The sequence below is a fragment of the Corynebacterium timonense genome (assembly GCF_900105305.1).
In the GTDB taxonomy this organism is placed as follows: domain Bacteria; phylum Actinomycetota; class Actinomycetes; order Mycobacteriales; family Mycobacteriaceae; genus Corynebacterium; species Corynebacterium timonense.
On the sequence record NZ_LT629765.1, the window covers coordinates 511,136 to 525,482 of the forward strand.

Sequence of the window (14,347 nt, forward strand, 5' to 3'; positions counted from 1 at the left end):
CACCGACCTGTGGGGCACACCGTTCCGTATGATGTGGGAGGTGTTCAACCTTTTCGGCAATCGCAAGAATTCTTCCTCGCTGAAACCCCCGCGCGCCCCAGGCGACACAATCCGCCAGGAAGACGCCGCTTACCTGAAGCAGTGGGCCGCGGGCCGGGCGTTCGTCGAGGGGTTTGTGGAGCCCGAAACGGTGATCAACGAGATGTCGGTGGTCCTCGTCGACGAACACGGCGAGTTCACCCGGCGTCGGATCGGGGGGCCCAAAGGGATCGACGCGGTGGCGAAGCTGTTGGGCATTTCGCTTTACGACGTCGAAGAGACCGGCTACCCCGAGAGGATGCGCAAGCGGATGGAGCGCGACCGCATCCTTCGTCGACGCGCGGAACAAAAGGAACGCCGCGCCCGTTTTGAGCGCGGCGAGAACCCGTACGGCGAGTGATCTGCTGATCTACTCGGCGAGCGCGCTCAGCGTCTCCACGATGGTGCGCACGGGCGCGCCGGTGGCGCGCCTCGGGGTGTAGCCCCACGGCGAGCCGGAGTTCCACGCGGGGCCAGCGACGTCGATGTGGGCCCACTGCGTGTTCTCCGCCACGAAGCGCGACAGGTACAGCCCCGCGTACTGCATGCCGCCGTTGCGGGAATCACCGATGTTGCGGATGTCCGCGACGGGGGATTTCAGCTGCTCCTCGTGCTCCTCCAGCAGCTGCATGGCCCAGCTTGCTTCGCCGACCTCGCGGCCGGTCTCGGCGACGCGGTCGCGGAACTCCTCGGTTCCCATCACGCCAGCGGTGCGTGAGCCGAGCGCGACCATCTGGGCGCCGGTGAGCGTCGCGGTGTCGATGAGGTAGTCGGGGGTGTCCTCGCAGGCGCGGGCGATGGCGTCGGCAAGCACGAGGCGCCCCTCCGCGTCAGTGTTGAGCACTTCGGAGGTGATGCCGCCGTAGTGGGTGATGACGTCGCCCGGGCGGGTGGCGGAGCCGGAGGGCATGTTCTCGGCGAGCGGCAGCCAGGCGTCGATACGCAGCGGGACCTCGAGCCGAGCGGCGGCGCTGATCGCGCCGACGATGGCCGCGGAGCCGCCCATGTCGGAGATCATGTCCCACATTTTGTCGGCGGGCTTGAGCGAGATACCGCCAGTGTCGAAGGTGATGCCCTTGCCCACCAGGGCGACCGTGGTGGTGGCGTGCGCGGGGTGCCACGACAGGTGCACCAGCCGTGGGGGCCGGGCCGAGCCCTGGCCGACCGAGAGGATGCCGCCGAAGCCCTTGTCTGCCAGGTAGGCCTCGTCGAAGACCTCGACCTCAAGCCCGCTGTGGGCCGCGACCTCGGAAATGACCGTCGCGTAGCTGTCCGGGTAGAGCACGTTGGAGGGGGTGTTCACCAGGTCGCGAGTGAGCAGGGTGGACTCGGCGACGATGACGGCGCGGTCGAACGCCTCGCGTGCGGAGTCGTCGCCGACGACGTCGATCCGCGTGGTCGGCTGGTCCTTCTCGGGCCGCGCCTTCACACCAGCGAAGGTGTAGCCGCCGAGGAGGAGCCCCTCCACGATGGGGCGGACGCCGAACTCGGTCGTGATGGTGGCGCGCTCAATGCCGGTGAGGCTCCGAGCGAGCGCGCCCGTCGCGCGACGTACGGCCTCCTCATCGATGTCGTCGGAGTCGCCGAGCCCGAAGGCGACGACGAGGCGCCCGTCGCGGACAACGCGCGTCACTTCCCCCTGCTTGCCAGTGGCACCGACGGCCTCGAGGGTCTCCAGCAGCCCCGTGGCTCCGAGCGCGGTGACGGGGAGCTCCACGCCGTCGACGCCCGCGCTGACGGGGATGAGCGCGGCCCCGGGGTCAGAGGGAACGGAGGTGGCGAATTGAAGCTGCACCGTCGTGCCGCGGGCCGGCAACGACAGGTTGAAGGGGGTGGCACTCACGTTAAAACTCACGCCTTTCTGTGAGGTCTAGGTTGTGGTAAATCTTGGCAGGTCTTGTTAGGGGACCCGTAGTTCTCACCACGCTACCCTGCGTAGCGGACACGGGGGCGAGAACGGGGGAAGGCGGGGGCGAGAACGGGAGGAGTGGGAGCCGTGTCCCACAATCCGGGCACGGAGTATTGTTACCGCCATGACCTCACCACAGTTTTCCGTCACCAAGAACACCGCCCCCCGCACGCAGGAGCAGCGCGAGGAGATCCTCGCTCACCCCGCCTTCGGTCAAGAGTTCACGGACCACATGGTCTCCATCGAGTGGGACGAGGACAACGGGTGGCACAACGCCCAGGTGAGGCCGTACGAGGCCGTGACCCTCGACCCCGCCACCAACGTCTTCCACTACGGCCAAGCGATCTTCGAGGGGCTGAAGGCCTACCGCCACCCCGACGGCTCCATTTCGACGTTCCGTCCCGACAGCAACGCGCGCCGCATGCAGGACTCTGCCCGCCGGCTCGCCATGCCCGAGCTGCCCGAGGAGCTTTTTATCGAGTCGCTGCGCCAGCTCGTGAGCGTCGACCGCGAGTGGGTTCCTGCCGCCGGGGGAGAGGACTCCCTGTACTTGCGCCCCTTCATGATCGGCACCGAAAAGTCGCTCGGTGTCAAGCCGTCGAGCACGTACACCTTCTACGTCATCGCCTCCCCGGCCGGCGCCTACTTCTCGGGCGGAGTGTCCCCGGTGAGCGTCTGGATCTCCGAGGACTACGTCCGCGCGGCGCCCGGCGGCACCGGAGCCGCAAAGTTCGCCGGCAACTACGCGGGTTCCTTGCTCGCCCAGGCGAAGGCGCAGGACGAGGGGTGTGACCAGGTAGTCTGGCTCGACGCGATCGAGCGCACCTACATCGAGGAGATGGGCGGCATGAACCTCATGTTCATCCAGGGCAGCGGTTCGGACGCCACGGTGATCACCCCTTCGCTGTCCGGCTCCCTGCTACCGGGGATCACCCGCGACTCACTTTTGCAGGTCGCGCGCGACCTCGGCTACGACGCGCACGAGCGCCCCATCACCGTCAGCGAGTGGCGCGAGGGAGTCGCATCCGGCGAGATCACGGAGACGCTCGCGTGCGGCACCGCGGCCGTGGTCACCCCAGTCGGCCGTGTCCTGAGCAAGGACGGTGAGTTCACTGTGAACAACAACGAGCCCGGTGAGGTGACCATGCAGCTGCGCGAGCGTCTGCGCGCGATCCAGCAGGGCGAGGCCGAGGATACCCACGGCTGGAACACGACGCTTATCGACGCCTAAGCCCAGCGCTTAAACACTCAACCGCGACACTTCCTCGCCGACCATCTCAGCCGCGGCGTTTACCACGGGCAGCGCCAGCAGCCCGCCCGCCGCTTGGCCGGTCGCGATGTCGAGGGACAAAATCGGGTTGAGGCCGAGCGCCTTATGGCAACCCTGATGGCTGGGTTCGCCGCTGAGCTGCGCCGCGACGAGCCACTCGCGCGTGCCGGGGGCGAGGCGCTCGGCGACGTAGGCGGCCATGGTGACGTAGGGGCCGTCGAGAAGCAGCGGCGTGCGCCGCACCGCCGACTGGGCGATGAGCCCCACCAGCCCCACGAAGTCGGGCGCGGAGATGGCCGTGAGGACGGCCGCGACGTCGTGGCGGAAGCGGCGGACGCGGAACATCGCGTCGCGCACCGCCGCGGTTTTCACCTTCCACACCTCGTCGTTGATACCGCTGCCGCGGCCGACGGCGAGGACCGGCTCGGTGCGGGTGAACACGCCGTAGAGGGCCGCGCTGACGGTGGTGCTGCCCACGCCGATCTCTCCGGGAATGATGAGGTCCGCACCGGAATCGACGGCACTGTCCCCGAGCTCGCGACCGCGGGCGAGGGCGGCGGCGAAGGCCTCATCCGTCATCGCGTCTTCGACGTCGATCGATCCGCAGGGGCGGGCTGACCAGTCGCTCACTAGCGTGACGGAACAGTTCGCTGCCCGCGCGGCGACGTTCGCGGGCCCGCCCCCGGCGGAGATTTCTTCGGCCTGCGCCGCGACGGACTCCGGGGAATGCGCGGAGACGCCGCGGGCGGCGACGCCGTGGTTGCCCGCCACGATGAGCGTGTGGGGGCGGCGGAAGGGGGACGGCGCGTCGGAGCCTTGGCAGGCGGCTACCCACGCCCCGAGCTCGCCGAGCCGGCCGAGGCCACGGCCGCGTACCGTCGTACGCAGCGCGGCGGTGACGCGCGCCGAGACGGCGCCGTCGGGGGAGTCAACGGGGGAGAAGAACTCGGTCACCGGTTGGGCCTTTCCACGTGAGGGGTTTACACGGTGTCCCCGATGGACACCTGGGGCTTCGGGGAACGCCAGTTGCGCGGCTGGGTGGCACGCGAGAACGCGTAGACGCCCAAGCCGAAGCCGGTCTCGGTTGTGGAGGGGAAGCGCTCCCGGACGGCGCGGTTAGCGCGCACACCGATCGTGATGCCTTCGGCGAAGATAGCGATGATGAAGACCATGGTCACCAGAGACAGCACCGCGGAGGCGCGGGGGAAGACGGTGGAGATGAGCAGGATGAGCAACATCACCAGCGTGGCCGGCATGACGTAGTTGTTGGCAAAGCGGCGGGCGTCGACCCAGTTGCGTGCGAAGAGGCGGACCTCGCCCTTGTCGCGGTCGAGGAGGTAGCGCTCATCTCCGGCGTCGATACGCTCCTGCATGTGCTTGTTGGTGGCCCGAGCCTCTTCGCGGCGCTGGCGCTTGTAGGCCTTCCACTCCTCTTTGGGCAGGTTCTTTTTCATCTCCTTCTCGCGCTGTCGGCGCTGTGCCGGGGTGAGGGCGTCGGGGTCGCGGCGAACGCCGCGCTTGATCTCCTGCTCGTTCCTCTTCGGGGTGGGGCGGCCCTTCGGCGGGGTGTAGCCCTTGGGCAGCGCCGGAGCGGGTTCGTCGACCGGCTGCTCCAGGACGACCGGGTCGGCCGCCTCGGCGGACTCATCAGTTTTCTTCCACGGCAGTTTCACGCCCCCAAGGCTACAAGCTGGCCGGTGCCCGGCGGGAATACGGGTATCTGCGCGCGCGTTGCAGTGTGTGGCGCGGCGGGCCGTCGATCTCTTCCCGTGGGAGGAGTAGTCTCGACTTGTACGGTAACGATACGGCCGCGACGCCGCTCGCACGTCGGCCGCATATGCGCATACATATGTCGGCCCACATATTCGTAGGCAAGGAGTTTTTGATGACTGCACCGACTTCCGCAACTGGTGTGACGCTGACCGACGCAGCCGCCGCGAAGGCAAAGGCGCTGCTGGACCAGGAGGGCGCTACCGACCTGTCGCTGCGCATCGCCGTCCAGCCCGGCGGCTGCGCGGGCCTGCGCTACCAGCTCTACTTCGACGACCGTGAGCTCGACGGCGACAAGGCCGATGTCTTCGGCGACGTGCGCCTCGTGGTGGACAAGATGAGCGTGCCCTACCTCATGGGCGCGACGATCGACTTCGCCGACACCATCCAGCAGCAGGGCTTCACCATCGACAACCCGAACGCCGGCGGCTCCTGCGCATGCGGCGATTCGTTTAACTAAAGGCCCGCACTCGGACTCACCACAGAGACACCACCCCCGCGGCGCCCATGAGGCGCGGCGGGGGTGTCGTCTTAGAGCTGGACCGGGTAGTCCTTGTGCTCAATCTGCGGGTCGATGCGCTCTTCCACGAAGATGCCGTGCCAGACCATAAACGCGAGTACCGTCCACAGGCGGCGCGAGTGGTCGCTGGATCCCCGGCGGTGCTCCTGCAGCATCTTCAGCACCTCGGCCTTGTCGAAGATGTCGCCGGTCTCGGACTCATTGATCGTGTCCTGGGCCCAGCCGTGCAGTTCGTCGCCGGCAAGCCAGTGGCGCATCGGGACAGGGAAGCCGAGCTTCTTGCGGTGCAGCACGTGCGCCGGAACGATCTTCTCCATGGCTTTGCGCAGGGCGTACTTCGTCGTGCCGTGGGCGATCTTGAGCTCCGTCGGGATGGTCTGCGCCACCTCAAACACCTCCTTGTCCAGGAAGGGCACGCGCAGTTCGAGGGAGTTGGCCATGTTCATCTTGTCGGCTTTGACCAAAATGTCGCCGCGCATCCAGGTGAACAGGTCGAGGTTCTGCATCCGTGCGACGGGGTCCATGTGGGTCGAGGAGGCGTAGATCGGGGCGGTGACCTCGCGGTGGTCCCACTCTTTCTTCGCCCACGGCAGAACGCGCTGGAGCTGCTCGAAGTTAAAGGAGCGGGCGTTTCCGTAGTAGCGCTCCTCGATCGGGGTGGTGCCGCGCTCGAGGAGGCTCTTGCCCTTCATCCCCTCCGGCAGGGCGCGGCTCAGCGCGCGGAGACCCTTGAGGAGGGGAGAGGGCACCTTGTCAAAGGGTGCGAGGGACAGCGGCTCCTTATAAATGGTGTAGCCGCCAAAGAGCTCGTCCGCGCCCTCGCCGGAGAGCACCACCTTGACGTGCTTTCGCGCCTCTTGGGCGACGAAATACAGCGGGACGAGGGAGGGGTCGGCGACGGGGTCGTCGAGGTACCACATGATCTTCGGGATTGCCTCGGCGTACTCCTCCGGCGAGACAATCTTGACGATGTGCTCGACCCCGATCGCCTCCGCGGACTCCGCGGCGACGTCGACCTCGGAGTACCCCTCCCGCTCGAACCCGGTGGTGAAGGTCAGCAGGTTCGGGTTGTGGCGCTTGGCGAGGGCAGCCACGGCGGTCGAGTCGATCCCGCCCGAGAGGAAGGAGCCCACGGTGACGTCGGCACGCATGTGCTTTGCGACGGAATCCTCAAGCGCCGCGGTGATCCGCTCGTACAGCTCTTCTTCCTGCCCTTCGCGAACGGCGGCCGTGCGGAACTGGGGGGTGAAGTAGCGCTCGGACGTAACCTCGCCGCCGGGGGAGAGGGTCACGGTACTGCCGGACTCCACGCGGCGAATCTGGGAGTGAAGGCTCTCCGGTTCGGGAACGTACTGCAGGTCGGCGTAGTGCTCAATTGCGCGGTGGTCAAGGTCAAGGCCAAGACCGATGTGTGGCGCCATCGCGAGGATCGACTTCTTCTCGGACGCGAACACGGTGCCCGCGGCGGTCGTGGCGTAGTACAACGGCTTGATGCCGAAGGGGTCGCGGGCCGCGAACATGGTCCGCGTCTCCGTGTCCCAAATGACAAAACCGAACATGCCGCGCAGGTGGTTGACCACGTCGGCGCCCCAGTGGTGGTAGCCGACGAGGATCGGCTCGCCGTCGCCGCTGGTGCGGAAGTCGTAGCCCGCCGCGGCGAGCTCTTCACGCAGCTCCACGTAGTTGTAGATCTCGCCGTTGAACGTCAGGGCGTAGCGCTGCGGATTATCCGCCGGGCCCCAGCGCAGGGGTTGGTGGGAGTGCTCGAGATCGATGATCGCCAGCCGGTTAAAGCCAAAGACGGCGTCGTCGTCGTGCCACGTACCTGCGGCGTCGGGGCCGCGGTGGTACATGCAGGGCAGCGCCTGCTCAACGGCGGTGACGTACGCGGTACCGTCGCCGGAAGCGGCGAGCATAGCGAGAAGACCACACATTGCTGAAAAACCTCTCCTCATCTCAAGGGCGCGAGTGATTCCTTAACAATAAGGTTTTCGCCAGCCCGCCCGCGAACCGGGCACCGGCGTTTCCGTTCCACCTTTAGCCCGTCCTCGAAAGGGGGCAAACTTTAGAATGAAGCGCGCGGCGGCGGGGTGTGACCTACCTTACGTTGTCCCGGGCGAGGGGTTCCGAAACGCGGGGAAGACCCCGTTGAGCGCCGCGGGTCCGGGGAAACGCACCGGCGGCCGCACCGCGGGCGAGAGGCGGACGAGAGGAATTCCGACGACGTCGGGGGAATGAACTATTCTGACGGGGAAGGAATGTTCCTGCCATGAGTATGGGCATTCAATGGTTTTTAGGTGTGGACAGGAAGGCAGACACACGTGGACAAGGTGAACAACCGCAGCTTTGCCAAAAAGGCCAGCGCCGCGGGCGCGCTTCTGCTCGGGGGCCTTACCCTCTCGGGCTGTGAAGTCGCCCCGCCGGAGGGCCTGGCACGGGTGCTGGACATGGGCTGGCCGGACCCGGTCACCCCGGAGGGCACCCAGGTGTACAACTTCTGGGTGTGGGTCTGGGTCGCCGCCTGGATCGTCGGCATCATTATGTGGGCGCTGTTCCTGTTTGGCATCTTCAAGTGGAACTCCAAAACGCAGGCGAAGAAGACGAACGACGAGTTCCCGAAGCAGCTGCAATACAACGTGCCGCTCGAGCTGGTGCTCACGATCATTCCGATCGTCATCGTCTTTGTCCTCTTCTTCTTCACCGTCCAGGCGCAGACCGTGGTCACCGCCCGCGACAAGGACCCCGAAGTCACCGTCGACGTCACTGCCTTCCAGTGGAACTGGAAGTTCGGTTACGCCGAGGTTGGCCCCGAGCTCACCCCGAACGGCCAGCCCTACGTCGGTACAGACTCCGAGCGTCAGGCCGTCGCCGAAGAGACCAAGTACGACCCAGAGGGTGTGGAGAACGCCAACCCCATCCACGGTGCCTCCGCGGGTGACCTGTCGTACCTGAACTTCAACGAGATCGAGACCCTCGGTACCACCGAGGAGATCCCGGTGCTGGTTCTGCCGACCGGCACCCCGATCGAGTTCCGCCTTGCCTCCAGCGACGTGAGCCACGCGTTCTGGGTGCCGGAGTTCCTGTTCAAGCGCGACGCGTATGCTCACCCGGAGGCGAACCAGCAGGAGCGCTCGTTCCAGATCGAACAGATCGACCGCGAGGGTGCCTTCGTCGGCCGCTGCGCCGAGATGTGTGGCACCTACCACGCCATGATGAACTTCGAGGTCCGTGCCGTCTCCCAGGATGACTTCCGCGACTACCTCGAGTTCCGCCTGAACAACCCGGAGGCGACCAACGCCGAGGCCCTGCAGTCCATCGGCCAGGAGCCGTACGCAACCTCGACTCGCCCGTTCAATTCCGAGCGCACAGGTACCCGAGACGGCAACAACTTCGTCGACCCGAACGCCAACGTTTAAGAAAGAGAGAAACGGACAATGGGAACCGGATCTAAAGTCTTCTACTCCATTGGCACCTTCCTTCTCTTGATAGGTGTCTTCTACATCATGGCGACGGGGTGGGTCGGCGACGACGCCTACCTCTTCGGCGTGGAATGGGTTGGCGGCGTCGGCCTCGTGCTCGCCACGGCGCTGTCCTTCATGATGGCCGTGTACCTCGACTTCACCGAGCGCCGCATGGACATCGTGCCTGAGGATTGGGAGGAGGCTGAGATTGAGGACGGTGCTGGCGTGCTCGGCTTCTTCTCGCCTCACTCGATCTGGCCGTTTGCGATGGCCGGCGCGATCTTCTTCTTGGGCCTCGGCTTGGCGTTCTGGCAGCTGTGGCTCGCGGCCATCGGCGCAGTGCTGCTGATCTGGACCGCGACGCAGATGAACATGCAATACAGCATTCCGCGCGAGAAGCACTAGGCCGCGACTCCACACCCCGCCACCTCCTTCCGGTGGCGGGGTTTTTGGTGCCCACGCCGAGGCGTCACGCGAGGCGTGCCGACTCATCCCGCGACTACATGAACGGCGCCGGTCGGCGTTGCGGGCGGGGGTAACCGCTGGGCGTTGAGCCCATGCGGAAAGGGGGTCAACCGAAAGTTGGCTCCATGGGAAGTTAGGGCCGATATTGTTGTGACTCTTCTCACAAGAATTCCAGCACTGTAAAGAACGCTGTGAGTGCTGCAAAGCTCTGGGGAACGAGCTTGGAAAAACGCCTCTGAGAAGTTGTGCGGCGAGTATGTCGTGACCTGCACCGATAGGCGTCGTAAAGCGAGTCAAAAAAGTTCCCGGCGTTTTGGAAAAATTTTTGTTCGCTATCTGCTAGTGCCAAAACGGCTGGTTGGCGACGTGAAGCCAGTGCTGCGGCGGGGGGTCTTGAGATGACTTCCACGCAAAAAAAGGCGATACTGACATGCGTGACGACCGCAATTTCTAACCAAGGTATGGCGACACCGCACGGCCGTGTCCCAATGCTGAACCGACCCAACATGGTCAGCGTGGGCACCATCGCGTTCCTCGCCCAAGAGTTGATGTTCTTCGCCGGCTTGTTCGCGATGTACTTCACGTCGCGCGCAAACGGCATGACCGCCGGGGACTGGCAGCACCAGACCGAACACCTCAACGTGGTTTTCGGCCTGGTGATCACCATCGTCCTCATCACCTCCTCCGTGACGTCGCAGTTCGGTGTGTTCGCCGCGGAGCGCGGTGACGTCTTCGGTCTTCGCAAGTGGTTTGGGGTCACGATCCTGCTCGGCGTCGTGTTCCTCGGCCTGGTGGCGTTTGAGTGGACCGAGATGGTCCTGGCGGGGGTCACCCCGCAGGCGAGCGTGTACGGCTCGATGTTCTACATCATCACGGGCTTCCACATGGCGCACGTGACGGCCGGCATCATCGCGTTCTGCGTGGTCCTTCTGCGCATCTCGAAGTCGAAGTTCACCCCGGCGCAGGCGACCGCTGCCATGGCGACGTCCTACTACTGGCACTTTGTCGACGTCATTTGGGTGGGCGTGTTCATCACGCTCTACCTCGTTCAGTAACGGGCGGGCCTCTGACGCTTAACGTGTCACGGTTAGTCGTTGTTTCGCATATTCCTCACGAGTCGCTAAAGGGAAAAAGATGGAAAACACCCCAAAGAAGACGCGGAGCCGCCGCAAGATGCGGCGCACCGTCGCCGGTGCCGCCGCGCTGACGTTCGGCCTCACTGGCGCCGGCTTTTTGGCTACGGCGCTTGCCCCCAACGCTCAGGTGGCCACGGCACAGCGTGACGAGCAGGCACTGATCCAAGAGGGCAAAGACCTCTACGACAGCGCGTGCATCACCTGCCACGGCGCGAACCTGCAGGGCGTGAAGGACCGCGGCCCCTCCCTGATCGGTACCGGCGAAGGCGCGGTCTACTTCCAGGTCAACTCCGGTCGCATGCCGATGATGTCCAACGATGCCCAGGCCGAGCGCAAGCGCCCGCGCTACACCGAGGCGCAGGCGCTCGCCATGGCAGCCTACGTGGCTGCGAACGGCGGCGGCCCCGAGCTCGTGTACGACTCCGACGGCTCGTTGTCCATGGAGTCTCTGCGCGGGAAGAACTACGACGGGCAGATCCAAGAAGCCGACGTCGCCCGCGGCGGCGAGCTGTTCCGGCTCAACTGCGCGTCCTGCCACAACTTCACCGGCCGCGGTGGCGCTCTGTCGTCCGGCAAGTACGCGCCCACCTTGGACCCCGCCAACGAGCAGGAGATCTACCAGGCCATGCTGACTGGGCCGCAGAACATGCCGAAGTTCTCGGACCGCCAGCTCACCGCCGATGAGAAGAAGGACATCATCGCCTTCATCAAGTCGTCCAAGGAGACGCCGAGCCCGGCGGGTTACGCGCTCGGCGGTCTCGGACCGGTCTCCGAAGGCATCGCCATGTGGGTGATCGGCATCACCCTGGTCGCCGCCGCTGCTATCTGGATTGGATCGCGCTCATGAGCAATGAAGTGAAGAAGAACTACACCGACGCTGAGTTGGACAAGATGAACAACGCCGAGCTGGCGGCGCTTGGCACGGAGCTCGACGACGTCACCGTCGCGTTCCGCAAAGAGCGATACCCGGTCGAGGGCGACCCGCGCGAGAATTCGGCCGCCCGTGGCATCGCCACCTGGTTGACCGTCTCCGTCATCTCCGGGATCGCCTTCCTCGGGGTGTACCTGTTCTGGCCCTGGGAGCCGCGTTTCCACGGCGACGAGGGCTTGGCGGTCTACAACCTCTACACCCCGCTGCTCGGCCTGACCGCGATGCTGGGCCTCGGCTCGCTCGGTATCGCGACCGTCCAGTACGTCAAGAAGTTCATCCCGGAAGAGATCTCGGTGCAGCGCCGCCACGATGGGCGCTCCAGCGAGCTTGACCGCCGTACGACGACGGCATTGCTGAACGACGCTTGGCAGACCTCGACGCTGGGGCGCCGCACCGCGCTTAAGGGACTGCTGGGAACCTCGGCGATCCTGAGCGGTCTGATGATTGCGGCCCCGCTCGGCGGCCTGATCAAGGACCCGTGGCGCCCGCGCCACGAGCTCGGCTACGCCGGTGACGGCACGCTGTGGACTCACGGCTGGACCCTCGCGGAGCAGGGGCAGAAGATCTACCTCGGCCGCGACACCGGCGCGATCGCCGAACTTCACGAGGGCACCGGCGGCTCGCACTACACCACCGCCGGCGTGTCCCGCCTCGTGCGCATGCGCCCCGAGGATCTAGCGGCGGCGTCGATGGAGACGGTGTTCCCGCTCTACCCGGACGATGTCAACGACGGCGCGGACTACGACCCGGAACGCGACGTGTACGAAAACCACATGCACTCCATCCACGGCCCGCGCAACTCCGTGATGCTTATCCGCCTGCGTTCCGAAGACGCGCAGAAGGTCATCGAGCGCGAGGGCCAGGAGTCGTTCCACTACGGCGACTACTACGCCTACTCCAAGATCTGCACGCACATCGGTTGCCCCACCTCGCTCTACGAGGCCCAGACCAACCGCATCCTGTGCCCGTGCCACCAGTCGCAGTTCGACGCGCTGCACTACGGCAAGCCGGTGTTCGGCCCCGCCGCCCGCGCTCTGCCGCAGCTGCCTGTGACGATTGATGAAGACGGTTACCTCGTTGCCAACGGAAACTTCATTGAACCCGTCGGCCCGGCATTCTGGGAGCGTAAGTCCTAATGAGCACTAAACTTGCACAAGCCGCGGACAACGTTGACTCGCGGTACACGATCTCCGGGGTCCTCCGGCCCCAGCTGAACAAGGTCTTTCCGACCCACTGGTCCTTCATGCTCGGCGAAGTGGCGCTGTACAGCTTCATCGTGCTGCTGCTGACGGGCATCTACCTCGCCCTGTTCTTCGACCCGTCCATCACCAAGGTCATCTACGACGGTGACTACCTCCCGCTCAACGGCGTGGAGATGTCGCGCGCGTACGCGACCACTCTGGATATTTCCTTCGGCGTGCGCGGCGGCCTGTTTGTCCGCCAGATGCACCACTGGGCGGCGCTGATGTTCATGATGGCGATGTTCGCCCACATGATGCGCATCTTCTTCACCGGTGCCTTCCGCCGCCCCCGCGAGGCCAACTGGATCATTGGCGTCACGCTGATCCTCCTCGGCATGGCCGAGGGCTTCCTCGGCTACTCGCTGCCGGATGACCTCCTCTCCGGTGTGGGCCTGCGCATTATGTCGGCCATCATCGTCGGTCTCCCGATCGTCGGCACGTGGCTGCACTGGGCGATCTTCGGCGGCGACTTCCCGTCGGACCTCATGCTCGACCGCTTCTACATCCTTCACGTGCTGGTGCTGCCGGGCATCATTCTTGCGCTTGTCGCGGCCCACCTTCTGCTCGTGTGGTTCCAGAAGCACACGCAGTTCCCGGGCCCGGGCCGGACCGAGAACAACGTCGTCGGTGTCCGCATCCTTCCGGTGTTTGCCGTCAAGGCGATTGCCTACATGTTCATCGTTTTCGCGGTCCTCGCCGGCATGGCTGGCCTGACCACGATCAACAGCATCTGGACGATTGGCCCCTACAACCCGTCACAGGTCTCCGCCGGCTCCCAGCCTGACGTGTACATGCTGTGGACGGACGGTGCCGCGCGTGTCATGCCCGCGTGGGAGCTCTACCTGGGTAACTACACCATTCCGGGTGCCTTCTGGGTTGCTCTGATGTGTGGCATTATGGTCATCCTCCTGTTCGCTTACCCCTTCATCGAGCAGAAGGTGACCGGCGACAAAGCGCACCACAACCTGCTGCAGCGCCCGCGCGACGTTCCTACTCGCACCGGCCTGGGTGTCATGGGTATCGTCTTCTTCCTGCTGCTGACCATCTCTGGCGGCAATGACCACGTGGCGCACTTCTTCGAAATTTCGCTGAACGCCATGACGTGGTTTGGCCGTATTGGCCTCATCGTGCTGCCGCCGCTCGCGTACTTCATCACCTACCGCATTTGTGTCGGACTCCAGCGCTCCGACCGCGAGGTGCTCGAGCACGGTATCGAGACCGGAGTGATCAAGAAGCTCCCGAACGGCGCCTTTGTGGAGGTACACCAGCCGCTTGGCCCGGTGGACGAGCACGGGCACCCGATCCCGCTCGAGTACGCTGGCGCCCGAGTGCCGAAGCAGCTCAACGAGCTCGGGTACAGCGACTCGGAGACCCTGGGTACGTTCAGCTCGCGAGAGCTGGGCATCAGCGAGCGGGTCCGCGACGCGGAGGACCGCCGGCACCACGAGGAGATCGAGACCATGCGTGCCATCGAGGAGTCCAAGAACGCCTCTGACCGCGATGCCACGTAGCGCTCAGCCCTCTCGGCAGTGAGGCCCTTCCCCTCCGGAGGAGGGGCTTTTTCGT

13 protein-coding genes are annotated in these 14,347 nt (G+C 65.3%); 9 read left to right on the top strand and 4 right to left on the bottom strand.

All coding sequences use genetic code 11. The features are described 5' to 3' along the window. Positions 1 to 40 precede the first annotated feature (40 nt). Complete coding sequence (locus BLT81_RS02540; RefSeq protein WP_040420806.1) at positions 41 to 439, top strand: hypothetical protein; 399 nt, start codon at positions 41 to 43, stop codon at positions 437 to 439. Between the two features lie 9 nt (positions 440 to 448). On the opposite strand, the gene BLT81_RS02545 is transcribed toward BLT81_RS02540, so the two are convergent. Beyond that, a complete protein-coding gene (locus BLT81_RS02545) occupies positions 449 to 1,921 on the bottom strand; it encodes a leucyl aminopeptidase (RefSeq protein WP_019193125.1) in 1,473 nt (490 codons plus the stop codon). A gap of 190 nt (positions 1,922 to 2,111) precedes the next feature. Between BLT81_RS02545 and BLT81_RS02550 the strand changes: the two genes are divergently transcribed. Continuing rightward, complete coding sequence (locus BLT81_RS02550) at positions 2,112 to 3,218, top strand: branched-chain amino acid aminotransferase (protein WP_019193124.1); 1,107 nt, start codon at positions 2,112 to 2,114, stop codon at positions 3,216 to 3,218. A 9-nt stretch (positions 3,219 to 3,227) separates the two neighbouring features. On the opposite strand, the gene BLT81_RS02555 is transcribed toward BLT81_RS02550, so the two are convergent. Together BLT81_RS02555 and BLT81_RS02560 are read right to left on the bottom strand one after the other, a co-directional pair. Beyond that, a complete protein-coding gene (locus BLT81_RS02555; protein ID WP_019193123.1) occupies positions 3,228 to 4,211 on the bottom strand; it encodes a nicotinate-nucleotide--dimethylbenzimidazole phosphoribosyltransferase in 984 nt (327 codons plus the stop codon). A 26-nt stretch (positions 4,212 to 4,237) separates the two neighbouring features. Next, positions 4,238 to 4,930, bottom strand: a complete 693-nt coding sequence (locus BLT81_RS02560) for a DUF3043 domain-containing protein (protein ID WP_019193122.1) — start codon at positions 4,928 to 4,930, stop codon at positions 4,238 to 4,240. Between the two features lie 212 nt (positions 4,931 to 5,142). Here BLT81_RS02560 and BLT81_RS02565 point away from each other — a divergent pair, with 212 nt between their 5' ends. Next, complete coding sequence (locus BLT81_RS02565; protein ID WP_040420649.1) at positions 5,143 to 5,487, top strand: HesB/IscA family protein; 345 nt, start codon at positions 5,143 to 5,145, stop codon at positions 5,485 to 5,487. Between the two features lie 71 nt (positions 5,488 to 5,558). Here the strand turns inward: BLT81_RS02565 and asnB are convergent, their stop codons facing one another. Next, positions 5,559 to 7,481, bottom strand: a complete 1,923-nt coding sequence (gene asnB / locus BLT81_RS02570; protein ID WP_081582811.1) for an asparagine synthase (glutamine-hydrolyzing) — start codon at positions 7,479 to 7,481, stop codon at positions 5,559 to 5,561. A 387-nt stretch (positions 7,482 to 7,868) separates the two neighbouring features. On the opposite strand from asnB, the gene ctaC reads away from it, so the two are divergent. The 6 genes from ctaC (at position 7,869) to qcrB (ending at position 14,292) form a co-directional block, all read left to right on the top strand. Continuing rightward, positions 7,869 to 8,963: an aa3-type cytochrome oxidase subunit II gene (gene ctaC, locus BLT81_RS02575; RefSeq protein ID WP_019193119.1), complete on the top strand. Its 1,095-nt coding sequence runs from the start codon at positions 7,869 to 7,871 to the stop codon at positions 8,961 to 8,963. 18 nt (positions 8,964 to 8,981) lie between these two features. Continuing rightward, positions 8,982 to 9,413, top strand: a complete 432-nt coding sequence (gene ctaF, locus BLT81_RS02580) for an aa3-type cytochrome oxidase subunit IV (RefSeq protein WP_019193118.1) — start codon at positions 8,982 to 8,984, stop codon at positions 9,411 to 9,413. Between the two features lie 494 nt (positions 9,414 to 9,907). Further along, positions 9,908 to 10,528: an aa3-type cytochrome oxidase subunit III gene (ctaE, locus tag BLT81_RS02590; RefSeq protein ID WP_172812368.1), complete on the top strand. Its 621-nt coding sequence runs from the start codon at positions 9,908 to 9,910 to the stop codon at positions 10,526 to 10,528. 79 nt (positions 10,529 to 10,607) lie between these two features. After that, positions 10,608 to 11,456 (top strand): cytochrome bc1 complex diheme cytochrome c subunit, encoded by an 849-nt coding sequence (gene qcrC, locus BLT81_RS02595; RefSeq protein WP_019193116.1) that lies wholly within the window; start codon positions 10,608 to 10,610, stop codon positions 11,454 to 11,456. Next, complete coding sequence (gene qcrA / locus BLT81_RS02600) at positions 11,453 to 12,676, top strand: cytochrome bc1 complex Rieske iron-sulfur subunit (RefSeq protein WP_019193115.1); 1,224 nt, start codon at positions 11,453 to 11,455, stop codon at positions 12,674 to 12,676. Before qcrC ends, qcrA begins: the two co-directional genes overlap by 4 nt. Continuing rightward, positions 12,676 to 14,292, top strand: a complete 1,617-nt coding sequence (qcrB, locus tag BLT81_RS02605; RefSeq protein ID WP_019193114.1) for a cytochrome bc1 complex cytochrome b subunit — start codon at positions 12,676 to 12,678, stop codon at positions 14,290 to 14,292. The genes qcrA and qcrB overlap by 1 nt, the downstream gene beginning before the upstream one ends. The last annotated feature ends 55 nt before the right edge of the window (positions 14,293 to 14,347 follow it).

Bases quoted from the DNA above. Each gene is read 5' to 3' on its own strand.
- BLT81_RS02550 (WP_019193124.1), top strand. From the start codon at position 2,112: ATGACCTCACCACAGTTTTCCGTCACCAAGAACACCGCCCCCCGCACG.
- BLT81_RS02565 (WP_040420649.1), top strand. From the start codon at position 5,143: ATGACTGCACCGACTTCCGCAACTGGTGTGACGCTGACCGACGCAGCC.
- asnB (WP_081582811.1), bottom strand. From the start codon at position 7,481: ATGTGTGGTCTTCTCGCTATGCTCGCCGCTTCCGGCGACGGTACCGCG.
- ctaF (WP_019193118.1), top strand. From the start codon at position 8,982: ATGGGAACCGGATCTAAAGTCTTCTACTCCATTGGCACCTTCCTTCTC.
- qcrC (WP_019193116.1), top strand. From the start codon at position 10,608: ATGGAAAACACCCCAAAGAAGACGCGGAGCCGCCGCAAGATGCGGCGC.
- qcrA (WP_019193115.1), top strand. From the start codon at position 11,453: ATGAGCAATGAAGTGAAGAAGAACTACACCGACGCTGAGTTGGACAAG.
- qcrB (WP_019193114.1), top strand. From the start codon at position 12,676: ATGAGCACTAAACTTGCACAAGCCGCGGACAACGTTGACTCGCGGTAC.